Annotated in this window: 18 protein-coding genes; 14 read left to right on the forward strand and 4 right to left on the reverse strand. The window is 55.7% G+C overall.

All coding sequences use genetic code 11. The annotated features are described in order from the left end of the window. The first annotated feature begins 43 nt into the window (after positions 1-43). The 3 genes from FND52_RS17395 (at position 44) to add (ending at position 2,519) form a co-directional block, all read left to right on the forward strand. The gene (locus FND52_RS17395) at positions 44-1,219 is read left to right on the forward strand and encodes a MalY/PatB family protein (protein ID WP_144132156.1); all 1,176 of its coding nucleotides are present in this window, start codon (positions 44-46) and stop codon (positions 1,217-1,219) included. Next, positions 1,194-1,337, forward strand: a complete 144-nt coding sequence (locus tag FND52_RS21835; RefSeq protein WP_167509375.1) for a hypothetical protein — start codon at positions 1,194-1,196, stop codon at positions 1,335-1,337. The genes FND52_RS17395 and FND52_RS21835 overlap by 26 nt, the downstream gene beginning before the upstream one ends. 180 nt (positions 1,338-1,517) lie before the next feature. Continuing rightward, the gene (gene add, locus FND52_RS17400; RefSeq protein WP_125293414.1) at positions 1,518-2,519 is read left to right on the forward strand and encodes an adenosine deaminase; all 1,002 of its coding nucleotides are present in this window, start codon (positions 1,518-1,520) and stop codon (positions 2,517-2,519) included. A 42-nt stretch (positions 2,520-2,561) separates the two neighbouring features. On the opposite strand, the gene FND52_RS17405 is transcribed toward add, so the two are convergent. Further along, positions 2,562-3,602, reverse strand: coding sequence for an oxidoreductase (locus FND52_RS17405; protein WP_144132162.1), 1,041 nt, complete (start codon positions 3,600-3,602; stop codon positions 2,562-2,564). Positions 3,603-4,172: 570 nt separating this feature from the next. Here FND52_RS17405 and ydgT point away from each other — a divergent pair. The 11 genes from ydgT to gstA all read left to right on the forward strand — a co-directional run bounded on the left by ydgT (position 4,173) and on the right by gstA (position 14,040). Then, a complete protein-coding gene (gene ydgT / locus FND52_RS17410; protein WP_125293416.1) occupies positions 4,173-4,388 on the forward strand; it encodes a transcription modulator YdgT in 216 nt (71 codons plus the stop codon). Between the two features lie 93 nt (positions 4,389-4,481). Then, a complete protein-coding gene (locus FND52_RS17415) occupies positions 4,482-4,922 on the forward strand; it encodes a DUF2569 domain-containing protein (RefSeq protein WP_125293417.1) in 441 nt (146 codons plus the stop codon). Between the two features lie 77 nt (positions 4,923-4,999). Then, positions 5,000-5,584 carry an electron transport complex subunit RsxA gene (rsxA, locus tag FND52_RS17420; RefSeq protein ID WP_125293418.1) on the forward strand — a complete coding sequence of 195 codons (585 nt, stop codon included), beginning with the start codon at positions 5,000-5,002 and terminating at the stop codon, positions 5,582-5,584. Beyond that, entirely contained in the window at positions 5,581-6,159 is a 579-nt protein-coding gene (gene rsxB / locus FND52_RS17425) for an electron transport complex subunit RsxB (protein WP_125293419.1), read from the forward strand. Before rsxA ends, rsxB begins: the two co-directional genes overlap by 4 nt. After that, complete coding sequence (gene rsxC / locus FND52_RS17430; protein WP_144132167.1) at positions 6,152-8,194, forward strand: electron transport complex subunit RsxC; 2,043 nt, start codon at positions 6,152-6,154, stop codon at positions 8,192-8,194. The genes rsxB and rsxC overlap by 8 nt, the downstream gene beginning before the upstream one ends. Then, positions 8,195-9,247 (forward strand): electron transport complex subunit RsxD, encoded by a 1,053-nt coding sequence (gene rsxD / locus FND52_RS17435; RefSeq protein ID WP_144132174.1) that lies wholly within the window; start codon positions 8,195-8,197, stop codon positions 9,245-9,247. A 9-nt stretch (positions 9,248-9,256) separates the two neighbouring features. Then, positions 9,257-9,880, forward strand: coding sequence for an electron transport complex subunit RsxG (gene rsxG, locus FND52_RS17440; RefSeq protein WP_144132181.1), 624 nt, complete (start codon positions 9,257-9,259; stop codon positions 9,878-9,880). Beyond that, positions 9,880-10,578 carry an electron transport complex subunit E gene (locus FND52_RS17445; protein ID WP_144132185.1) on the forward strand — a complete coding sequence of 233 codons (699 nt, stop codon included), beginning with the start codon at positions 9,880-9,882 and terminating at the stop codon, positions 10,576-10,578. Before rsxG ends, FND52_RS17445 begins: the two co-directional genes overlap by 1 nt. Further along, on the forward strand, positions 10,575-11,210 hold the full coding sequence (gene nth, locus FND52_RS17450; protein ID WP_125293424.1) for an endonuclease III: 636 nt from the start codon (positions 10,575-10,577) through the stop codon (positions 11,208-11,210). Before FND52_RS17445 ends, nth begins: the two co-directional genes overlap by 4 nt. A gap of 572 nt (positions 11,211-11,782) precedes the next feature. After that, positions 11,783-13,288: a dipeptide/tripeptide permease DtpA gene (dtpA, locus tag FND52_RS17460; RefSeq protein ID WP_125293426.1), complete on the forward strand. Its 1,506-nt coding sequence runs from the start codon at positions 11,783-11,785 to the stop codon at positions 13,286-13,288. Positions 13,289-13,434: 146 nt separating this feature from the next. Further along, positions 13,435-14,040: a glutathione transferase GstA gene (gene gstA / locus FND52_RS17465; RefSeq protein ID WP_125293427.1), complete on the forward strand. Its 606-nt coding sequence runs from the start codon at positions 13,435-13,437 to the stop codon at positions 14,038-14,040. 42 nt (positions 14,041-14,082) lie between these two features. Here gstA and pdxY read toward each other — a convergent pair whose 3' ends face one another. The 3 genes from pdxY to pdxH form a co-directional block, all read right to left on the reverse strand. Next, on the reverse strand, positions 14,083-14,943 hold the full coding sequence (gene pdxY, locus FND52_RS17470; protein WP_144132190.1) for a pyridoxal kinase PdxY: 861 nt from the start codon (positions 14,941-14,943) through the stop codon (positions 14,083-14,085). A 90-nt stretch (positions 14,944-15,033) separates the two neighbouring features. After that, complete coding sequence (gene tyrS / locus FND52_RS17475) at positions 15,034-16,308, reverse strand: tyrosine--tRNA ligase (RefSeq protein ID WP_144132196.1); 1,275 nt, start codon at positions 16,306-16,308, stop codon at positions 15,034-15,036. 256 nt (positions 16,309-16,564) lie between these two features. Further along, positions 16,565-17,221 carry a pyridoxamine 5'-phosphate oxidase gene (gene pdxH / locus FND52_RS17480; protein WP_125293430.1) on the reverse strand — a complete coding sequence of 219 codons (657 nt, stop codon included), beginning with the start codon at positions 17,219-17,221 and terminating at the stop codon, positions 16,565-16,567. Between the last annotated feature and the right edge of the window lie 32 nt (positions 17,222-17,253).

The following is a 17,253-nucleotide window of genomic DNA, read 5'->3' on the forward strand; positions in this document are numbered from 1 at the left end:
ATGCCCCTTCGCGTCACGAAGGGGCATCGCTTAAGGAAGGTCTATGTTTGATTTTTCTACCCCGGTCGATCGCCACGGCACCTGGTGTACCCAGTGGGATTATGTTGCTGACCGCTTCGGCACCGCCGATCTGCTGCCGTTTACCATCTCTGATATGGATTTCCCCACCGCTCCCTGCATTATTGACGCGCTAAGCCAACGTATCAATCACGGCGTTTTCGGTTACAGTCGCTGGAAGCATGACGACTTTCTCTCAGCTATCAGCCACTGGTTTGCGACACGCTTTAATGCACAGGTTGATCAGGACGCCGTGGTTTATGGGCCGTCGGTCATTTATATGGTGTCTGAAATGATTCGTCAGTGGTCGAATCCCGGCGATGCGGTGCTGATACATACTCCGGCTTACGATGCCTTTTATAAAGCCATCGAAGGCAATCAGCGTCATGTGTTGGCCGCGCCGCTGCAAAAAAAGGCTAACGAGTGGGTTTGCGATATGACGCAACTGGAGGCGCTGCTGGCGCGCCCGGAATGCAAAGTCATGCTGTTGTGCAGCCCCCATAACCCTACCGGTAAGGTATGGAGCCGGGATGAGCTCATCACTATGGCGCAGCTATGCGTCCGCTATAACGTGCGCGTAATTAGCGATGAAATTCATATGGATATGGTATGGGGCGGCAAGCGTCATATCCCCTGGAGCGAAGTGGGCGGCGAGCGCTATGCGCTGTTCACCTCCGGCTCAAAAAGCTTCAATATCCCCGCGCTGACCGGTGCCTGGGGGATGATTGCCGACGCGGCGGATCGCGCGGCCTATCTCTCGGCGCTGAAAGGCCGCGACGGGCTCTCCTCCCCGGCGGTACTGGCGGTTGCCGCGCATATCGCCGCGTACCGGGACGGCGCGCCCTGGCTGGATGCGCTGCGCGACTACCTTGAACACAATATGCAGTACATTGCCCAGCGGCTGAACCTGGCTTTTCCGCAGCTTAACTGGCAGCCGCCTGAAGCAACCTATCTGGCATGGATTGATTTACGCGCGTTACACATTGACGACGCCCTGCTGCAAAAAAACCTTATTGAACAGCAGAAAGTCGCCATTATGCGCGGCGATACCTACGGTGATGAAGGGCGCGGCTTTGTAAGGCTCAACGCCGGTTGCCCGCGCGTGAAGCTGGAAAAAGGCGTCGACGGGCTCATTAATGCGATACGCGCCTGCATGGCGTAACGCCATTGTGGTATTGTGTCGCCGCAAAAACTGCGGAGCCATTATGCGTAAAACAACCTGGATACTTATTGCCGTCGCCATTGTGGTATGGGCAGCCAGTCAGGCTGGCTGGATCTAAACAAACCCGGGAAACCGGGTTTTTTATTGGCGGGAGATTGATTGTTGCGCAACAACGAACCACTTGATGCGCAAACGACAGATTGTCGCGTGCATGGGGGGTGACAAACCCTTTATAATAAAATGCACTTTATTCAAAAAACGCGTGAACTCACCACGCAAATTCAAAAAGAGTGCAACTATGATTGATACTACCCTGCCGTTAACCGACCTGCATCGCCACCTCGACGGCAATATTCGCCCGGAAACTATTCTCGATCTGGGCCAGCAGTTTAACCTACCCCTGCCGTCCCACACGCTTGAAGGATTACGCCCGCACGTTCAGGTAATCGAAACTGCACCCGATCTGGTGAGCTTTTTAAGCAAGCTGGACTGGGGGGTAAAAGTGCTCGGATCTCTCGACGCCTGCCGCCGCGTGGCGCGGGAAAACGTCGAAGACGCCGCGCGTCAGGGGCTGCATTACGTCGAGCTGCGTTTTTCGCCCTGGTATATGGCGATGAACCACAACCTTCCGGTGGCGGGCGTGGTGGAAGCGGTGATTGACGGCGTGCGCCAGGGTGCCCGGGAATACGGGGTCGAGGTACGCTTGATCGGCATTCTGAGCCGCACCTTCGGTGAGACCGCCTGCCTGAATGAACTGGATGCGCTGCTGGCGCACCGCGACCAGATCACCGCGCTCGACCTGGCGGGGGATGAACTGGGCTTCCCGGGTAGCCTGTTTTTAAATCACTTTAATCGCGGCCGCGACGCAGGCTGGCGTATTACGGTCCACGCCGGTGAAGCCGCTGGCCCAGAAAGCATCTGGCAGGCGATTCGCGAACTGGGTGCCGAGCGCATTGGTCACGGCGTCAAGGCCATTGAAGATCCGGCACTGATGGATTTTCTCGCGGAGCAGAAAATCGGTATTGAGTCCTGTCTGACTTCCAATATCCAGACCAGCACCGTACCGTCGCTGGAAGCCCATCCGCTTAAGCGCTTCCTGGAACATGGCATTCTGGCGACCATTAACACCGACGATCCGGGCGTTCAGGGCGTGGATATTATTCATGAATATCAGATTGCCGCCGTACAGGCTGGCCTCACCCTCGATCAGATGCGTACCGCCCAGCGCAATGGGCTGGAAATCGCGTTCCTGTCGGAGAGTGAAAAGCAGGCGATACGGAATAAGGTGGCTAAAGCTTAAAGAAAACGCGCCATTCGGCGCGTTTTTTATGGCTGACGCGAATTACGTCAGGCATAGCGTCGAGCGGTGTTTGGCGGATTCAATCCCCAGCTCAATCAGTTCCATTACGCGGATCGCCTGGCTGGCGGGCACCGGGTTTTCACCCTGGCCGTTAAGCGCATCGCGGATCGCCGCGTAGTAAGCCGGATAGTTGCCCGGTACGGTCAGCAGGGTTTGCGCGTCCAGCTCATCGCCAGAAGCCAGGGTCAACACGCCATCGCGCATATCGTAGCCCCAGTCTTCCTGCGGCAGACGTTCGCCCGCTTTCAAACGATCTTCCTGCGGGTCGAGACCGAATTTCACATAGCTGCCCCGGGTACCGTGCACGATATAACGCGCCGATTCTGCCGCCGCCAGCATGGTGCTATGCAGCACTACGCGGCGCTGCGGATAGGTCAGTACCGCGTGGAAATAATCAGTGGTTTGCGCATCCGGACGCAGCTGCGCCATATCAACCGTGATACTTACCGGCACGCCGAACAGTACCAGCGCCTGGTCAATCAGGTGCGGCGCTAAGTCGTACCAGATGCCGCTGCCGGGGCCGGCCTGCTCGCGCCAGCGGTTGCGCACCTGCGGACGATAACGGTCAAAGTGGGATTCAAAATAGCTCACTTCGCCCAACTTACCTTCCGCAATCAGTGCCTTCAGGGTCAGGAAATCACTGTCCCAGCGACGATTATGGAATACTGACAGTACCAGTCCGCGGCTTTTTGCCAGCGCTTCCAGCTCGCGGGCCTGTGACAACGTCACGGTGAAGGGTTTATCCACCACGACGTGTTTGCCCGCTTCCATCGCGGCGCGAGCCAGGGGAAAGTGGGTATCGTTAGGGGTGGGGATCACGATGAGATCGATATCAGGATCGTTGAACAGTTGTTTGGGGTCGGAGACTACGGAAACGCCGGGCCAGTCGGCGTGCACTTTGGTTGCATCGCTACTTGAGACCGCCGCCAGGGTCATTCCCGGCGTGCCGACAATCAGCGGGGCATGGAAGGTTTTACTGGCATAGCCATACCCAATTAATCCAACACGGACGTTATCGCTCATTTACATTCCTCTCGTCTATGGACGAAGGTATTTCACACTATTCGCTCGCCGGTAACAACTGCTAATCCGGTTTGCTCTGTAAGTGTAGCCGCTATCTGCGGCGCATAAAACGCAGCGGCGTGGAATGTAATATCTGTAAGAATAACCTCGCGCCGGGTGATAATTAATGCTTTACCAATGACAACGATTTGTGAAATATAAAAAGAAGTGATTTATTGTTATCCAGCGCGCTGCCGATAATAGCCTTTACGTACTGAGCCGTTTAACGCCACTTATTTGTCGTTACCTGACGGCACAAACCAGCGCGGTGAAATTTCATCCGACAGAGCGCCCACCCCCGTTACGCAGCTCAAAAATTTTTCATCATTATCATAAGCTTATTGCCACTTATGCTTAACAGCGCTACTCTTGAGGAGTACGCGTTACGTCGGGCCCGGTACTGTTTCCCGAAGTTAAGCTCAGAACACATGATATATTTCAACCCAACACTGAATACAACTCGCTTCGTTTAATTATTAACGTGTGCCAGCGTGGGAATATTGCTCATTATATTAAGGACAGGAAAGACCCATGACCGTTCAGGATTATTTATTTAAATTTCGTAAAATCAATTCGCTCGAAAGCCTTGAGAAATTGTTCGATCACCTCAACTATTCCCTTGACGAGAGCGAAGAGATTATCAACATGTACCGGGCTGCCGACCACCGCCGTGCCGAGCTTGTCTCTGGAGGACGATTATTTGACCTGGGGCAGGTGCCCAAGACCGTCTGGCGCTTCGTTCAATAAGCCTGAGTAGCTTTTAGCGCAAAAATCCTTATAATTCTTGCGCTGAAATTCACATAGCGAATAGCGTTAACGAACTACCCCGCCGGAGGTAAAATGACCACCACGCCAGCACTGCGTATCGGGGGATGGCTGCTTGCCCCTCTCGCCTGGCTTCTGCTGACCTTACTGAGCACATCATTAGTGGTGGTCATGTATTTTACCGCCCTGCTCTCGCCAGAAACGCGCCAGGCGCTCGGCCAGCAAGCCGGGCAGGATGCTATTTGGGTATATGTATCCCTGCTCTCGGCGGTATTAATGTGGAGTTATACCCTGTGGCTCACCATCGGTTTCTTTAAACGCCAGGCAAAGGTGCCGAAGCACTATATTATCTGGCTGTTGGTTTCGGTGTTGCTGGTGCTGAAATCCTTTGCGTTTTCGCCCGTGTCCGATGACGCCATTGTGCGCCAGTTGGTGTTTCAACTGATCGCCGCCGCGCTGTTTGTCCCTTATTTCAAGCGTGCGCAACGCGTTAAGCTGACTTTCGTCAATCCTTAATAACCTTACAGATTCTCTGTTGTCGCCATGTGATCCATGTCCGATAATAGGCGGCTATTTTTGTTCCAGGTCGGATAATGACTGATTACTTACTGTTATTTGTTGGTACTGTGCTGGTCAATAACTTCGTGCTGGTGAAGTTCCTTGGCTTATGCCCGTTTATGGGGGTTTCCAAAAAACTGGAGACGGCCATTGGCATGGGGCTGGCGACCACATTTGTGATGACCATGGCGTCGGTTTGCGCCTGGCTTATCGACAATTTTATTTTGATCCCTCTCGACCTTATTTATCTGCGTACCCTCGCTTTTATTCTGGTGATTGCCGTTGTGGTGCAGTTCACCGAAATGGTGGTGCGCAAAACCAGCCCGGCGCTGTATCGCCTGCTGGGTATTTTCCTGCCGTTGATCACCACCAACTGCGCGGTATTAGGCGTGGCGTTGCTGAACATCAACCTCGGCCACAATTTTCTCCAGTCGGCGCTGTATGGCTTTTCGGCAGCGGTTGGCTTCTCCTTTGTTATGGTCCTGTTCGCGGCGATTCGCGAGCGGCTGGCGGTTGCCGATGTGCCCGCGCCGTTTCGCGGTAATGCTATTGCGCTGATCACCGCCGGGCTGATGTCGCTGGCCTTTATGGGCTTTAGCGGGCTGGTGAAAGTGTCATGAGTACCGTCTGGATTGCGATTTTATCCCTGGGCGCACTGGGGCTGGTGTTTGGCCTGCTGCTGGGGTTCGCCTCGCGGCGCTTCGCCGTGGAAGAAGACCCAATTGTCGACAAAATCGATGCGATTCTTCCCCAGAGCCAGTGCGGCCAGTGCGGATATCCCGGCTGTCGGCCTTATGCCGAAGCGGTAGGCAATCAGGGTGAACATATCAACCGCTGCGCGCCGGGCGGCGAAGCGGTAATGCAAAAAATCGCCACGTTATTGAACGTCGACCCGCAGCCTATCGGCGGTGATGATGCCGCGCCGGAGCCGGTGCGGATGCTGGCTGTGATCGACGAAAACAACTGTATCGGCTGCACCAAATGTATTCAGGCATGCCCGGTAGACGCCATAGTGGGCGCTACCCGTGCGATGCATACCGTCATGAGCGACCTGTGTACCGGCTGCAATCTGTGCGTTGACCCATGCCCGACACGCTGTATTGAATTGCAGCCTGTCGCCACCACAACGGAAAACTGGAAATGGAATCTGGACAGTATTCCGGTTCGAATTATTCCTGTGGAACAACATGCTTAAGTTATTTTCTGCCTTCAGAAAAGAGAAAATCTGGGATTTTGACGGCGGTATTCACCCGCCGGAAATGAAGACCCAGTCCAGCGGCACCCCGCTGCGCCACGTGCCGTTGCCTGGCCGTTTTGTTATTCCGTTGAAACAGCACATCGGCGCTGAGGGTGAACTGTGCGTTCAGCCTGGCGATCGGGTATTACGCGGCCAGCCGCTGACGCGCGGCTGGGGCCGGATGCTGCCGGTGCATGCGCCGACCTCCGGCACCGTGGTTGCCATTGCTCCACACAGCACCGCGCACCCTTCCGCGCTGGCGGAGCCCAGCGTAATTATTGAGCCAGACGGCGACGACCGCTGGATCGATCGCGACGGCTGGCAGGACTATCAACAGCGCAGCCGGGAAGCGTTAATCGAGCGTATTCACCAGTTCGGCGTGGCCGGGCTGGGCGGTGCGGGCTTCCCTACCGGGGTTAAACTCCAGGGCGGCGGCGATAAAATTGAAACGCTGATTATTAACGCGGCGGAATGCGAGCCGTACATCACGGCGGATGACCGCCTGATGCAGGAGTGTGCGGCGCAGATCGTCGAAGGCATTCGCATTCTGGCGTGGATCTTAAAGCCGCGCGAAGTGCTGATCGGCATCGAAGATAACAAACCCCAGGCCATCTCTATGCTGCGTGCGGTGCTGAGCCACGAGCACGGCATGGCGCTGCGCGTGATCCCGACCAAATATCCGTCCGGCGGCGCCAAGCAGCTGACGCAGATCCTGACCGGCAAGCAGGTGCCTCACGGCGGTCGCTCTTCAGACATCGGCGTGCTGATGCACAACGTCGGCACGGCTTATGCGGTTAAGCGCGCGGTGATTGACGGCGAACCGCTGACCGAGCGCGTGGTGACGCTGACCGGTGAATCCATCGCCCGCCCTGGCAACGTCTGGGCGCGTTTGGGTACGCCGGTGCGTCATTTACTGGAATTCGGCGGTTTTTGCCCGTCCGGCGAGCAGCTGGTGATTATGGGCGGCCCGCTGATGGGCTTTACTCTGCCCTGGCTTGATGTGCCGGTGGTTAAAATCACTAACTGCCTGCTGGCACCTTCCCCTGATGAAATGGGCGAGCAGCAGGAAGAGCAGCATTGCATTCGCTGCAGCGCCTGTGCCGATGCCTGTCCAGCGGATCTGCTTCCTCAGCAGCTTTACTGGTTTAGTAAAGGGCAACAGCACGACAAAGCCACCGCGCACAATCTTGCCGACTGTATTGAGTGCGGTGCGTGCGCCTGGGTTTGCCCGAGCAATATCCCGCTGGTGCAGTATTTCCGCCAGGAGAAGGCAGAGATCCGCGCCGTGCAGCTGGAAGAGCAGCGCGCCGCTGAGGCAAAAGCTCGCTTTGAAGCCCGCCAGCAGCGGCTGGAGCGCGAAAAAGCCGCGCGTCTGGAACGGCACAAGAAAGCGGCTGTCCAGCCGGATGCGCAGGATCGGGACGCGATTCAGGCCGCGCTGTCCCGCGTAAAAGATAAGAAATTGGCTGATGCGATTGTGGTACCGGCGAATAGCGAACCGGACAACCAGGCCGTCATTGCCGCCCGTGAAGCACGCAAAGCCCAGGCGCGTGCGCGTCAGGCTGAGAAAGCGGCAATGGTCCTGCCAGAATCGACGAATAACGATGTTGCTGACCCGCGCAAAGCCGCGGTGGAAGCCGCTATTGCCCGCGCCAAAGCCCGCAAGCAGGCCGCCGCCGAGCCGGCTGAACCAGCCGCCAGCGATGCCCCGGTCGATCCGCGTAAGGCAGCGGTGGAAGCCGCTATTGCCCGTGCCAAAGCCCGCAAACAGGCCGCCGCCGGGCCGGCTGAACCAGCCGCCAGCGATGCCCCGGTCGATCCGCGTAAGGCAGCGGTGGAAGCCGCTATTGCCCGTGCCAAAGCCCGCAAACAGGCGGTGCCAATGGAATCTGCTAATGACGAACCTGTCGACCCGCGTAAAGCTGCGGTCGCTGCGGCGATTGCCCGCGCCCAGGCTAAAAAAGCCGCTCAGCAGGCTGTGAACGAGGAATAAATGGTTTTCAGAATCGCAAGCTCCCCTTATACCCATAATAAGCGCCAGACCTCGCGCATCATGATGCTGGTCTCGCTGGCGCTGCTGCCCGGTATTGCGGTGCAGTGGTACTACTTCGGTTGGGGATCGTTAATCCAGTTACTTCTCGCAATCGTCAGCGCGCTGGCGGCAGAAGGCCTGGTATGCAAACTGCGTAAACAACCGCTGTCGGGCATGCTGGGCGATAACTCCGCGCTGCTCACCGGGCTGCTGCTGGGCATCAGTATTCCTCCCCTTGCTCCGTGGTGGATGGTGATCCTCGGCACGGTGTTCGCCATTATTATTGCCAAGCAGCTCTACGGCGGATTAGGCCATAACCCGTTTAACCCGGCGATGATCGGCTATGTGGTGTTGCTGATTTCATTCCCGGTGCAAATGACCAGCTGGCTACCGCCACTGAACGTTGCTGCCTTGCAGCCAGATTTGCTGGATACGCTGCGGATGATTTTTACTGGCCATACCGCCAGCGGCGACACCCTTGTTCAGCTGAAGCTGGGCATTGACGGCATAAGCCAGGCGACACCGCTGGATAGCTTTAAAACCGGCCTGCGTGCCGGCGGCGACGCGGCACAGCTGATGAATACTCCAATGCTGAGCGGCGTGCTGGGCGGGCCTGGCTGGCAGTGGGTCAACGTGGCGTTTCTGGCGGGCGGCCTGTTCCTGCTCGCCAAAAATCTGATCCGCTGGCATATCCCGGTGAGCTTCCTGATTTCACTGCTGGTGTGTTCGCTGCTCGGCTGGCTGATTGCGCCGGAGCAGTTCGCCTCTCCGCTGGTGCATCTGTTCTCCGGGGCGACCATGCTTGGCGCGTTCTTTATCCTTACCGATCCGGTCACCGCCTCCACCACCAATCGGGGTCGCTTAATCTTTGGGGCGCTGGCTGGTGTGCTGGTTTGGCTGATCCGCAGCTACGGCGGCTACCCTGACGGCGTGGCTTTTGCCACGCTGCTGGCGAACATTACCGTGCCGCTGATTGACTATTACACCCGCCCGCGGGTTTACGGACATCGCTAAGGAGCGCTTATGCTGAAAACCATGCGAAAACATGGCGTGACGCTGGCGCTGTTTGCCGCGTTCTCCACCGGTCTGACCGCCGCCATTAATGAATTAACTAAAAATACCATCGCCCACCAGGCGTCTCTGGTGCAGCAGGCACTGTTCGACCAGGTATTCCCGACGGATAAATACGATAACGACCTGCAACGAAGTTGCTTCTGGGTTAACGATCCGGCGCTGGGTAAGGGCGAACATCGCGTTTATGTGGCGCGTAAAGGTGATAATCCGGTTGGCGTTGTGATGGAGGCCACTGCGCCCGACGGCTATTCCGGGGCAATCCAACTGCTGGTGGGCAGTGATTTCCAGGGAACCATCTGGGGCAGCCGCGTCACGGAACATCACGAAACGCCGGGTCTTGGCGATAAAATCGAATTGCGCATCAGCGACTGGATCACCACGCTGAGCAATAAACATATTCAGGGCGCTGACGACACCAGCTTTGCCGTGAAAAAAGACGGCGGCCAGTTTGACCAGTTTACCGGGGCGACGATCACGCCGCGCGCGGTGGTCAATGCCGTGAAGCGCGCCGGACTGTATGCTGAAACGCTGCCTGATAAGCTGTCCGGCTTACCGGCCTGTGGAGAACCCTAATGAGCCAGATTAAAGAAGTCGTGGTACAGGGGCTGTGGAAAAACAACTCCGCGCTGGTGCAATTACTCGGGCTGTGTCCGCTGCTGGCGGTGACTTCTACCGCGACTAACGCGCTGGGACTCGGTCTCGCCACCACGCTGGTATTGACGCTAACCAACACCGCTATTTCCGCCCTGCGCCGCTGGATGCCCGCTGAGGTGCGCATCCCGATTTATGTCATGATCATTGCGTCAGTGGTCAGCGTGGTGCAGATGCTGATCAACGCCTATGCGTTTGGGCTGTATCAGTCGCTGGGGATTTTTATTCCGCTAATCGTAACCAACTGCATTGTGATTGGCCGCGCCGAAGCGTTTGCCGCACGCAATAGCATAGCGATATCGGCGCTCGACGGCTTTGCTATCGGCCTGGGTGCCACCAGCGCGATGTTTGTTCTGGGTTCACTCCGGGAAATTATCGGCAACGGTACTTTGTTTGATGGCGCGGACCAGCTGTTGGGTGGCTGGGCGAAAGTCCTGCGAATTGAAATTTTCCATACCGATACGCCCTTTTTGCTGGCGATGCTGCCACCAGGGGCATTTATTGGCCTTGGCCTGATGCTGGCGGTGAAGTACCTGATCGACGAGAAGATGAAAACCCGCCGCGCGGCGACGCCTGTTGTGACCGATGCGGTCGACGCCGATGCTGAGAAAGCGTTATGAACAAAGCGAAACGTCTGGAAATACTCTCGCGCTTGCGCGAGCACAATCCCCATCCGACAACCGAGCTGAATTTCAATTCGCCGTTTGAGTTGTTGATCGCGGTGCTGCTTTCGGCCCAGGCGACGGACGTCAGCGTCAATAAAGCCACCGCCCGGCTTTACCCGGTAGCGAATACCCCTCAGGCGATGCTGGAGCTTGGCGTGGACGGGGTAAAGGAGTACATCAAAACCATCGGCCTGTTTAACAGCAAAGCCGAGAATGTGATTAAAACCTGCCGCCTGTTGATTGAAAAGCACCAGGGTGAAGTGCCGGAAGATCGTGACGCGCTGGAAGCGCTGCCCGGCGTCGGACGCAAAACCGCTAATGTGGTGCTCAACACTGCCTTCGGATGGCCGACTATCGCGGTGGACACCCACATTTTCCGGGTCTGCAACCGCACTGAATTTGCCCCCGGCAAAAACGTCGAACAGGTTGAGGAGAAGCTGTTAAAAGTGGTTCCCGCTGAGTTTAAAGTGGACTGCCACCACTGGCTGATCCTGCACGGTCGCTATACCTGCATTGCGCGCAAACCGCGCTGCGGCTCGTGTATTATCGAAGATCTGTGTGAATACAAAGAGAAAGTCTACGCATGATGCCTTCGCCTGCCGCAACCGGCAGGCGACTCCCCGCACAATGCACCGCTAATTCAGCGTATCAATGTGATAATTCACTGCGGCTAATCGCCCTCCCCGGTCAATCGTTCTTTTTCGTCCAGAAATTTCTATAAAAATGTGACAAAGATCGCATCGATAACATGGTGTTAAAGATGTGTGTTTTTTTGCTAAATTTATCAACCGCAATGTTATTTTTTATCCTGCCCAACCAACACATTCGACCAGCTCACGCATATCAACCGGACTTTATCACTGGGTTTTAAACTGGAAAGCAGAATATATCACCATTAGCGTCTGACGAGCGGTGTTTGAAAGATAATTGAACTGTTAATTTTGTTGTACTGAAATTTAACTCTGGATGCGGTTTAAACGATGCGGCTTTTATTCTGTGAATAAGATATGTAACAGATTATTGCAAAGCCCTTGTCTGTGAGGCCAGGATAGTGAACATTACCCGCCGTTTCCCCTCCTTATAACAACAAGCGACTGCCCGCAATGGCATCACGCTGAGTTTTTTCCCATTAATATGGGACGTAAAAAAAGAGGTATATGTGTCGACTGCAAACAACAAACCAACCGAAAGCGTGAGCATTAACGCTTTCAAACAACCGAAATCGTTCTATCTGATCTTTTCCATAGAATTATGGGAGCGTTTTGGTTACTACGGCCTGCAAGGGATCATGGCCGTCTACCTGGTAAAACAGCTGGGCATGTCCGAAGCGGACTCCATTACCTTGTTCTCCTCCTTCAGCGCGCTGGTTTATGGCCTTGTGGCTATCGGCGGATGGCTGGGCGATAAAGTACTGGGTACCAAACGCGTTATTCTGCTGGGGGCGATTGTACTGGCGATTGGTTATGCGCTGATTGCCTGGTCAGGCCATGACGCCGCAATCGTCTACCTGGGTATGGCGACGATTGCCGTCGGTAACGGCCTGTTTAAAGCTAACCCGTCCTCCCTGCTGTCTACCTGTTATTCGAAGGATGACCCACGTCTGGACGGTGCATTTACCATGTACTACATGTCCATCAACATCGGCTCTTTCTTCTCTATGCTGGCAACCCCATGGTTAGCCGCGCAGTATGGCTGGAGCGTCGCGTTCGCACTGAGCGTTGTGGGTATGTTGATCACCGTGGTGAACTTCCTTTTCTGCCGCAGTTGGGTAAAAGATTACGGTTCTCAACCGGACTTTAAACCTGTGCATTTCGGCAAGCTGGCTGCAACCATTGTTGGCGTGTTTGTATTAGTGGCGATCGCCACCTGGCTGCTGCATAACCAGAGCATTGCGCGTATGGCGCTGGGCTTTATCGCACTGGGCATTGTGTGCATTTTCGCTAAAGAAGCTTTCGCTATGCAGGGTGCGGCACGCCGTAAAATGATCGTGGCGTTTATCCTGATGTTAGAAGCCGTGGTGTTCTTCGTGCTGTACAGCCAGATGCCGACGTCACTGAACTTCTTCGCCATCCGTAACGTTGAGCATTCCATTCTGGGTATCGCCTTTGAACCTGAGCAGTATCAGGCGCTGAACCCGTTCTGGATCATGATTGGCAGCCCGATTCTGGCCGCTATCTACAACAAAATGGGCGACCGTCTGCCGATGCCGCACAAATTCGCTATCGGTATGGTGCTGTGCTCTGGCGCGTTCCTGGTGCTGCCAGTGGGTGCCAGGTTCGCCAGCGATGCCGGTATCGTTTCCGTTAACTGGCTGATCCTGAGCTATGCGCTGCAAAGTATCGGCGAGCTGATGATCTCTGGTCTGGGCCTGGCGATGGTTGCGCAGCTGGTTCCGCAGCGTCTGATGGGCTTCATCATGGGTAGCTGGTTCCTGACTACCGCTGGCGCGGCGATTATCGCCGGTAAAGTGGCTAACCTGATGGCGGTTCCGGAAAACGTGACCGATCCGCTGATGTCTCTGGAAGTGTATGGACGCGTGTTCATGCAGATCGGTATCGCGACTGCCGTTATCGCCGTCATCATGATGCTGACCGCGCCGAAACTGAACCGCATGACGCAGGACGACGAAAAATCTGCCAAAGCGACCGATACCGCTACGGCGTAATCTTCCTCGCCTGATAAAAGCTCGCTTCGGCGAGCTTTTTTTTTGACATTACCGGTCACACAATTTTCGTCAAAACGCCTGAATCCCAACGCGTTACTGTGTAGTATCAGTAAATCTCGATCCCCCAATGCGTTAAGGAAATGTCCATGAAACTGTTTTATAAACCCGGCGCGTGCTCCCTCTCTCCGCATATCGCACTGCGTGAGGCTGGCCTTGATTTCACGATGGAGAAAGTCGATTTAGCGGCAAAAACCACCGAGCACGGTGCCGACTATCTGGCGATTAACCCGAAAGGCCAGGTGCCCGCGATACAGCTTGAAGATGGTTCGCTATTGACCGAAGGCGTCGCCATTGTGCAGTTTATCGCGGATAAAGTGCCGGACCGCCAGCTGCTCGCGCCTGCTGGCAGCATGACGCGCTACCATACCCTGGAATGGTTGAATTATATCGCCACTGAGCTACACAAGGGCTTTACGCCGCTGTTCCGCCCGGATACGCCGGAAGAGTTTAAACCCATCGCCCGCAAAGCGCTGGAGAAGAAGTTGCAGTACATCGACGACGAGCTGGCAGATAAGCAGTGGCTGCTGGGGCTGCGCTTCACCGTCGCGGATGCCTACCTGTTTACCGTGCTGCGCTGGGCCTATGCCATTAAGCTGGATATGAGCGCGTTTTCAAATATCGCCAGCTATATGGAGCGCGTAAAAGCGCGTCCGGGCGTGGCGGCGGCGCTGGCGGCTGAAGGTATTGCATAAATTACCTGCGATGCCTCCGCCCGGAGGCATCGTTTTAAATCCCTACACCACGCTGGCGGTAAAACGCACCTCAGGTTTAGCAATCTGATCCTGCGCGGCAACCACCTGCAACTCATACTCTTTCATCTCTTTGGTCACCGCCATTACGCTATAAACGGCTGCCGTGACGTGCTCCAGCGCCTCGCGCAGGGTCGCACCCTGTAACAGCTTGACCAACAGCAACCCACTGGTGACGTCACCGACGCCCACCGGCTGGCGCGCGCCGAAATCCACCAGCGGACGGCTGATATGCAGCGCCTCGTCGGCCGTGACCAACAGCATTTCGAATTTATCCAGCCGGTAACCGGCGCGCGCCAGGTGCTTTATCAGCACGATTTGCGGACCCTGGGCGATCAGCTCACGGGCTGCGCTAACGGCTTGATCAACGCTATTGACCGCATGGCCCGTCAGGATCTCCAGTTCGATTAAATTAGGCGCGATGATATCGCTGGCGGGCATGGCGTAGCGGGTATGAAATTCCGCCACGCCCGGGGCGACGATGCAGCCCTTTTCCGGATGGCCCATCACCGGGTCGCAGAAATACTTCGCCGCCGGATTGGCGGCTTTAACCTGGCGAACAATACCGAGGATCTGCTCGCCCTGCTCCGCCGACCCTAAATAACCGCTGAGCACCGCGTCGCAGCGCTGAAGCTGACCGATATCGGCGATGCCCTGGACAATTTCACTCAGGTGGTTGGCTGGCATCACGCAACCGGTCCACTGCCCGTACTGGGTATGATTTGAAAACTGAACGGTATTCAGCGGCCAGACATTTGCGCCAAGGCGACGCATCGGGAATTCTGCGGCGCTGTTACCGGCATGGCCGAACACTACGTGGGATTGAATTGCGAGGATGTTTTTCATCTCTGTTTCCAACAACTTTTCTGACGACAACAGGCTTTATTCAGACAAAATAAAAGGGCGTGGTTTCCCACGCCCTTCAACATCAAATCATTACTTCCAGCAAACCAGACAGTAATTCTTTTTGCCGCGACGTAATAAGGTGTAGCGTCCAAACAGTTTATCGGCCTCGCTAAAGGTATATTCCGGGTCGGACTGTTTTTCACCATTAACGGTAACGGCATTAGAGGCGATGGTTTTACGCGCCTGGCCGCGGGATGGCTGAAGCTCAGAGTCGACCAGCGCCTGCTGTAAATCCGCGCCAGTCGCCAGTTCAACCATCGGTACGCCGTCCTGCGCCAGCTGTTCGAAATCCGCTTCGCTCAGGGAGCTCAGATTGCCGTTGAACAGGCTTTCGGTGATGCGTTTCGCCGCCACCAGTCCTTCTTCACCATGCACCAGACGGGTGACTTCATCCGCCAGCACGTACTGCGCGCGCGGCGCTTTGCCGCTGGTTTTGTCTTCCTCTTCCAGCGCGTTGATGGCGTCGAGGTCCATAAAGGTGAAGAATTTCAGGAAACGGTAAACATCGGCGTCAGCGGTGTTGATCCAGAACTGGTAGAACTTGTACGGGCTGGTTTTCTTCGGATCTAACCACACCGCGCCACCTTCGGTTTTACCGAATTTGGTGCCGTCGGCTTTGGTGATTAGCGGAACCGTCAGACCGAATACCTGGTTCTGATGCAAGCGGCGAGTCAGGTCGATACCGGAGGTGATGTTGCCCCACTGATCGGAGCCGCCAATTTGCAGCGCCACGCCATGCAGTTCGTTCAGGCAGGCGAAGTCATAACCCTGCAGCAGGTTATAGGAGAATTCAGTAAAAGAGATACCGACGTCGTCGCGGTTAAGACGCTGCTTAACGGCTTCTTTGTTAATCATCTGGTTAACAGAGAAGTGCTTGCCGATGTCGCGCAGAAAGGTCAGCACGTTCATATTGCCGAACCAGTCATAGTTATTGGCGGCAATCGCAGAGTTGCTGCCGCAGTCGAAGTCGAGGAACGGGGCAACCTGTTTACGGATTTTATCCACCCACTCCTGTACGGTTTCTTCGGTGTTCAGCTTACGTTCCGCAGCTTTAAAGCTCGGATCGCCGATCAGACCGGTTGCGCCGCCCACCAGCGCTACCGGCTTATGCCCTGCCTGCTGGAAACGCTTCAGGCACAGCAGAGGAACCAGATGGCCCAAATGCAAGCTATCGGCGGTCGGATCGAAGCCGCAATAGAGTGCAATTGGCCCTTGCGCCAGTCGCTCTGCTAACGCTACTTCGTCCGTCACCTGGGCCACAAGGCCCCGCTCTTGCAATTGTTTAATCAAATTGCTGGTTGCCATCAATTTCTCCATGTATTTACGACTGCACCTGTGCCGGTACACGGCTTCTCGCCCACTGGCGAAAAATAAAAGGATTCATATACCCTAAATAATTCGCGTTGCAGGAAGGCGGCAAGTGAAGGATCCCCAAGGGCTTACAAAAGTAAGTGACTGGGATGAGTGAATGCAGCCAACGCATCTGCAACGCGAAGTATGACGGGTATAGAATAAAGCGCTCGCAACGGGAGTACCAGCGCTTAAAGAATAAAACCGATACTCAGGGTGCCAGCCTGTCTATTTTCCAGGCATCAGCATCGCGCTGGTATAAAAAACGGTCGTGCAGACGGTGTTCGCCGCCCTGCCAGAACTCCATTTGTTCGACAGAGACGCGGAAACCGCCCCAGAAGCTGGGCAACGGGATCTCACCTTGCTGGAACTTTTGCTTCAGCTCGAGGAATTTGCTTTCCAGAATGCCACGCGCGGAGATGCGGCTGGACTGCTTCGACACCCAGGCGCCGATTTGGCTGTCACGCGGGCGGCTGTGGAAGTATTTCATTACTTCCAGGGTAGACAGGCGTTCGGCCTTGCCAATCACCATCACCTGGCGCTCCAGCATGTGCCACGGGAACAGCAGGCTGATGCGGGGGTTGTGCTCGATCTGGTGCGCTTTACGGCTACCGAGGTTGGTGTAAAACACTAACCCGCGCTCGTCATAATGTTTGAGCAGAACAATACGCTGATAAGGCTGATTGTTTTCATCAACCGTGGCGACCACCATGGCGGTGGGGTCGGCCAGTTTGGCTTCGCAGGCCTGGCCCAGCCACTTCTCAAACAGCGCTAACGGTTGGTCGGGCAAATCGTGACGACGTAAACCGCCTTTCGTGTATTCGCGGCGTAAATGCGCGATCTGTTGCAGGGCATCGTTGTCAGACATAGTGATTCTTAGAGGAGTTTTCGGGTGGCGTT

This window comes from Atlantibacter subterraneus (assembly GCF_007570865.1).
GTDB lineage: Bacteria > Pseudomonadota > Gammaproteobacteria > Enterobacterales > Enterobacteriaceae > Atlantibacter > Atlantibacter subterraneus.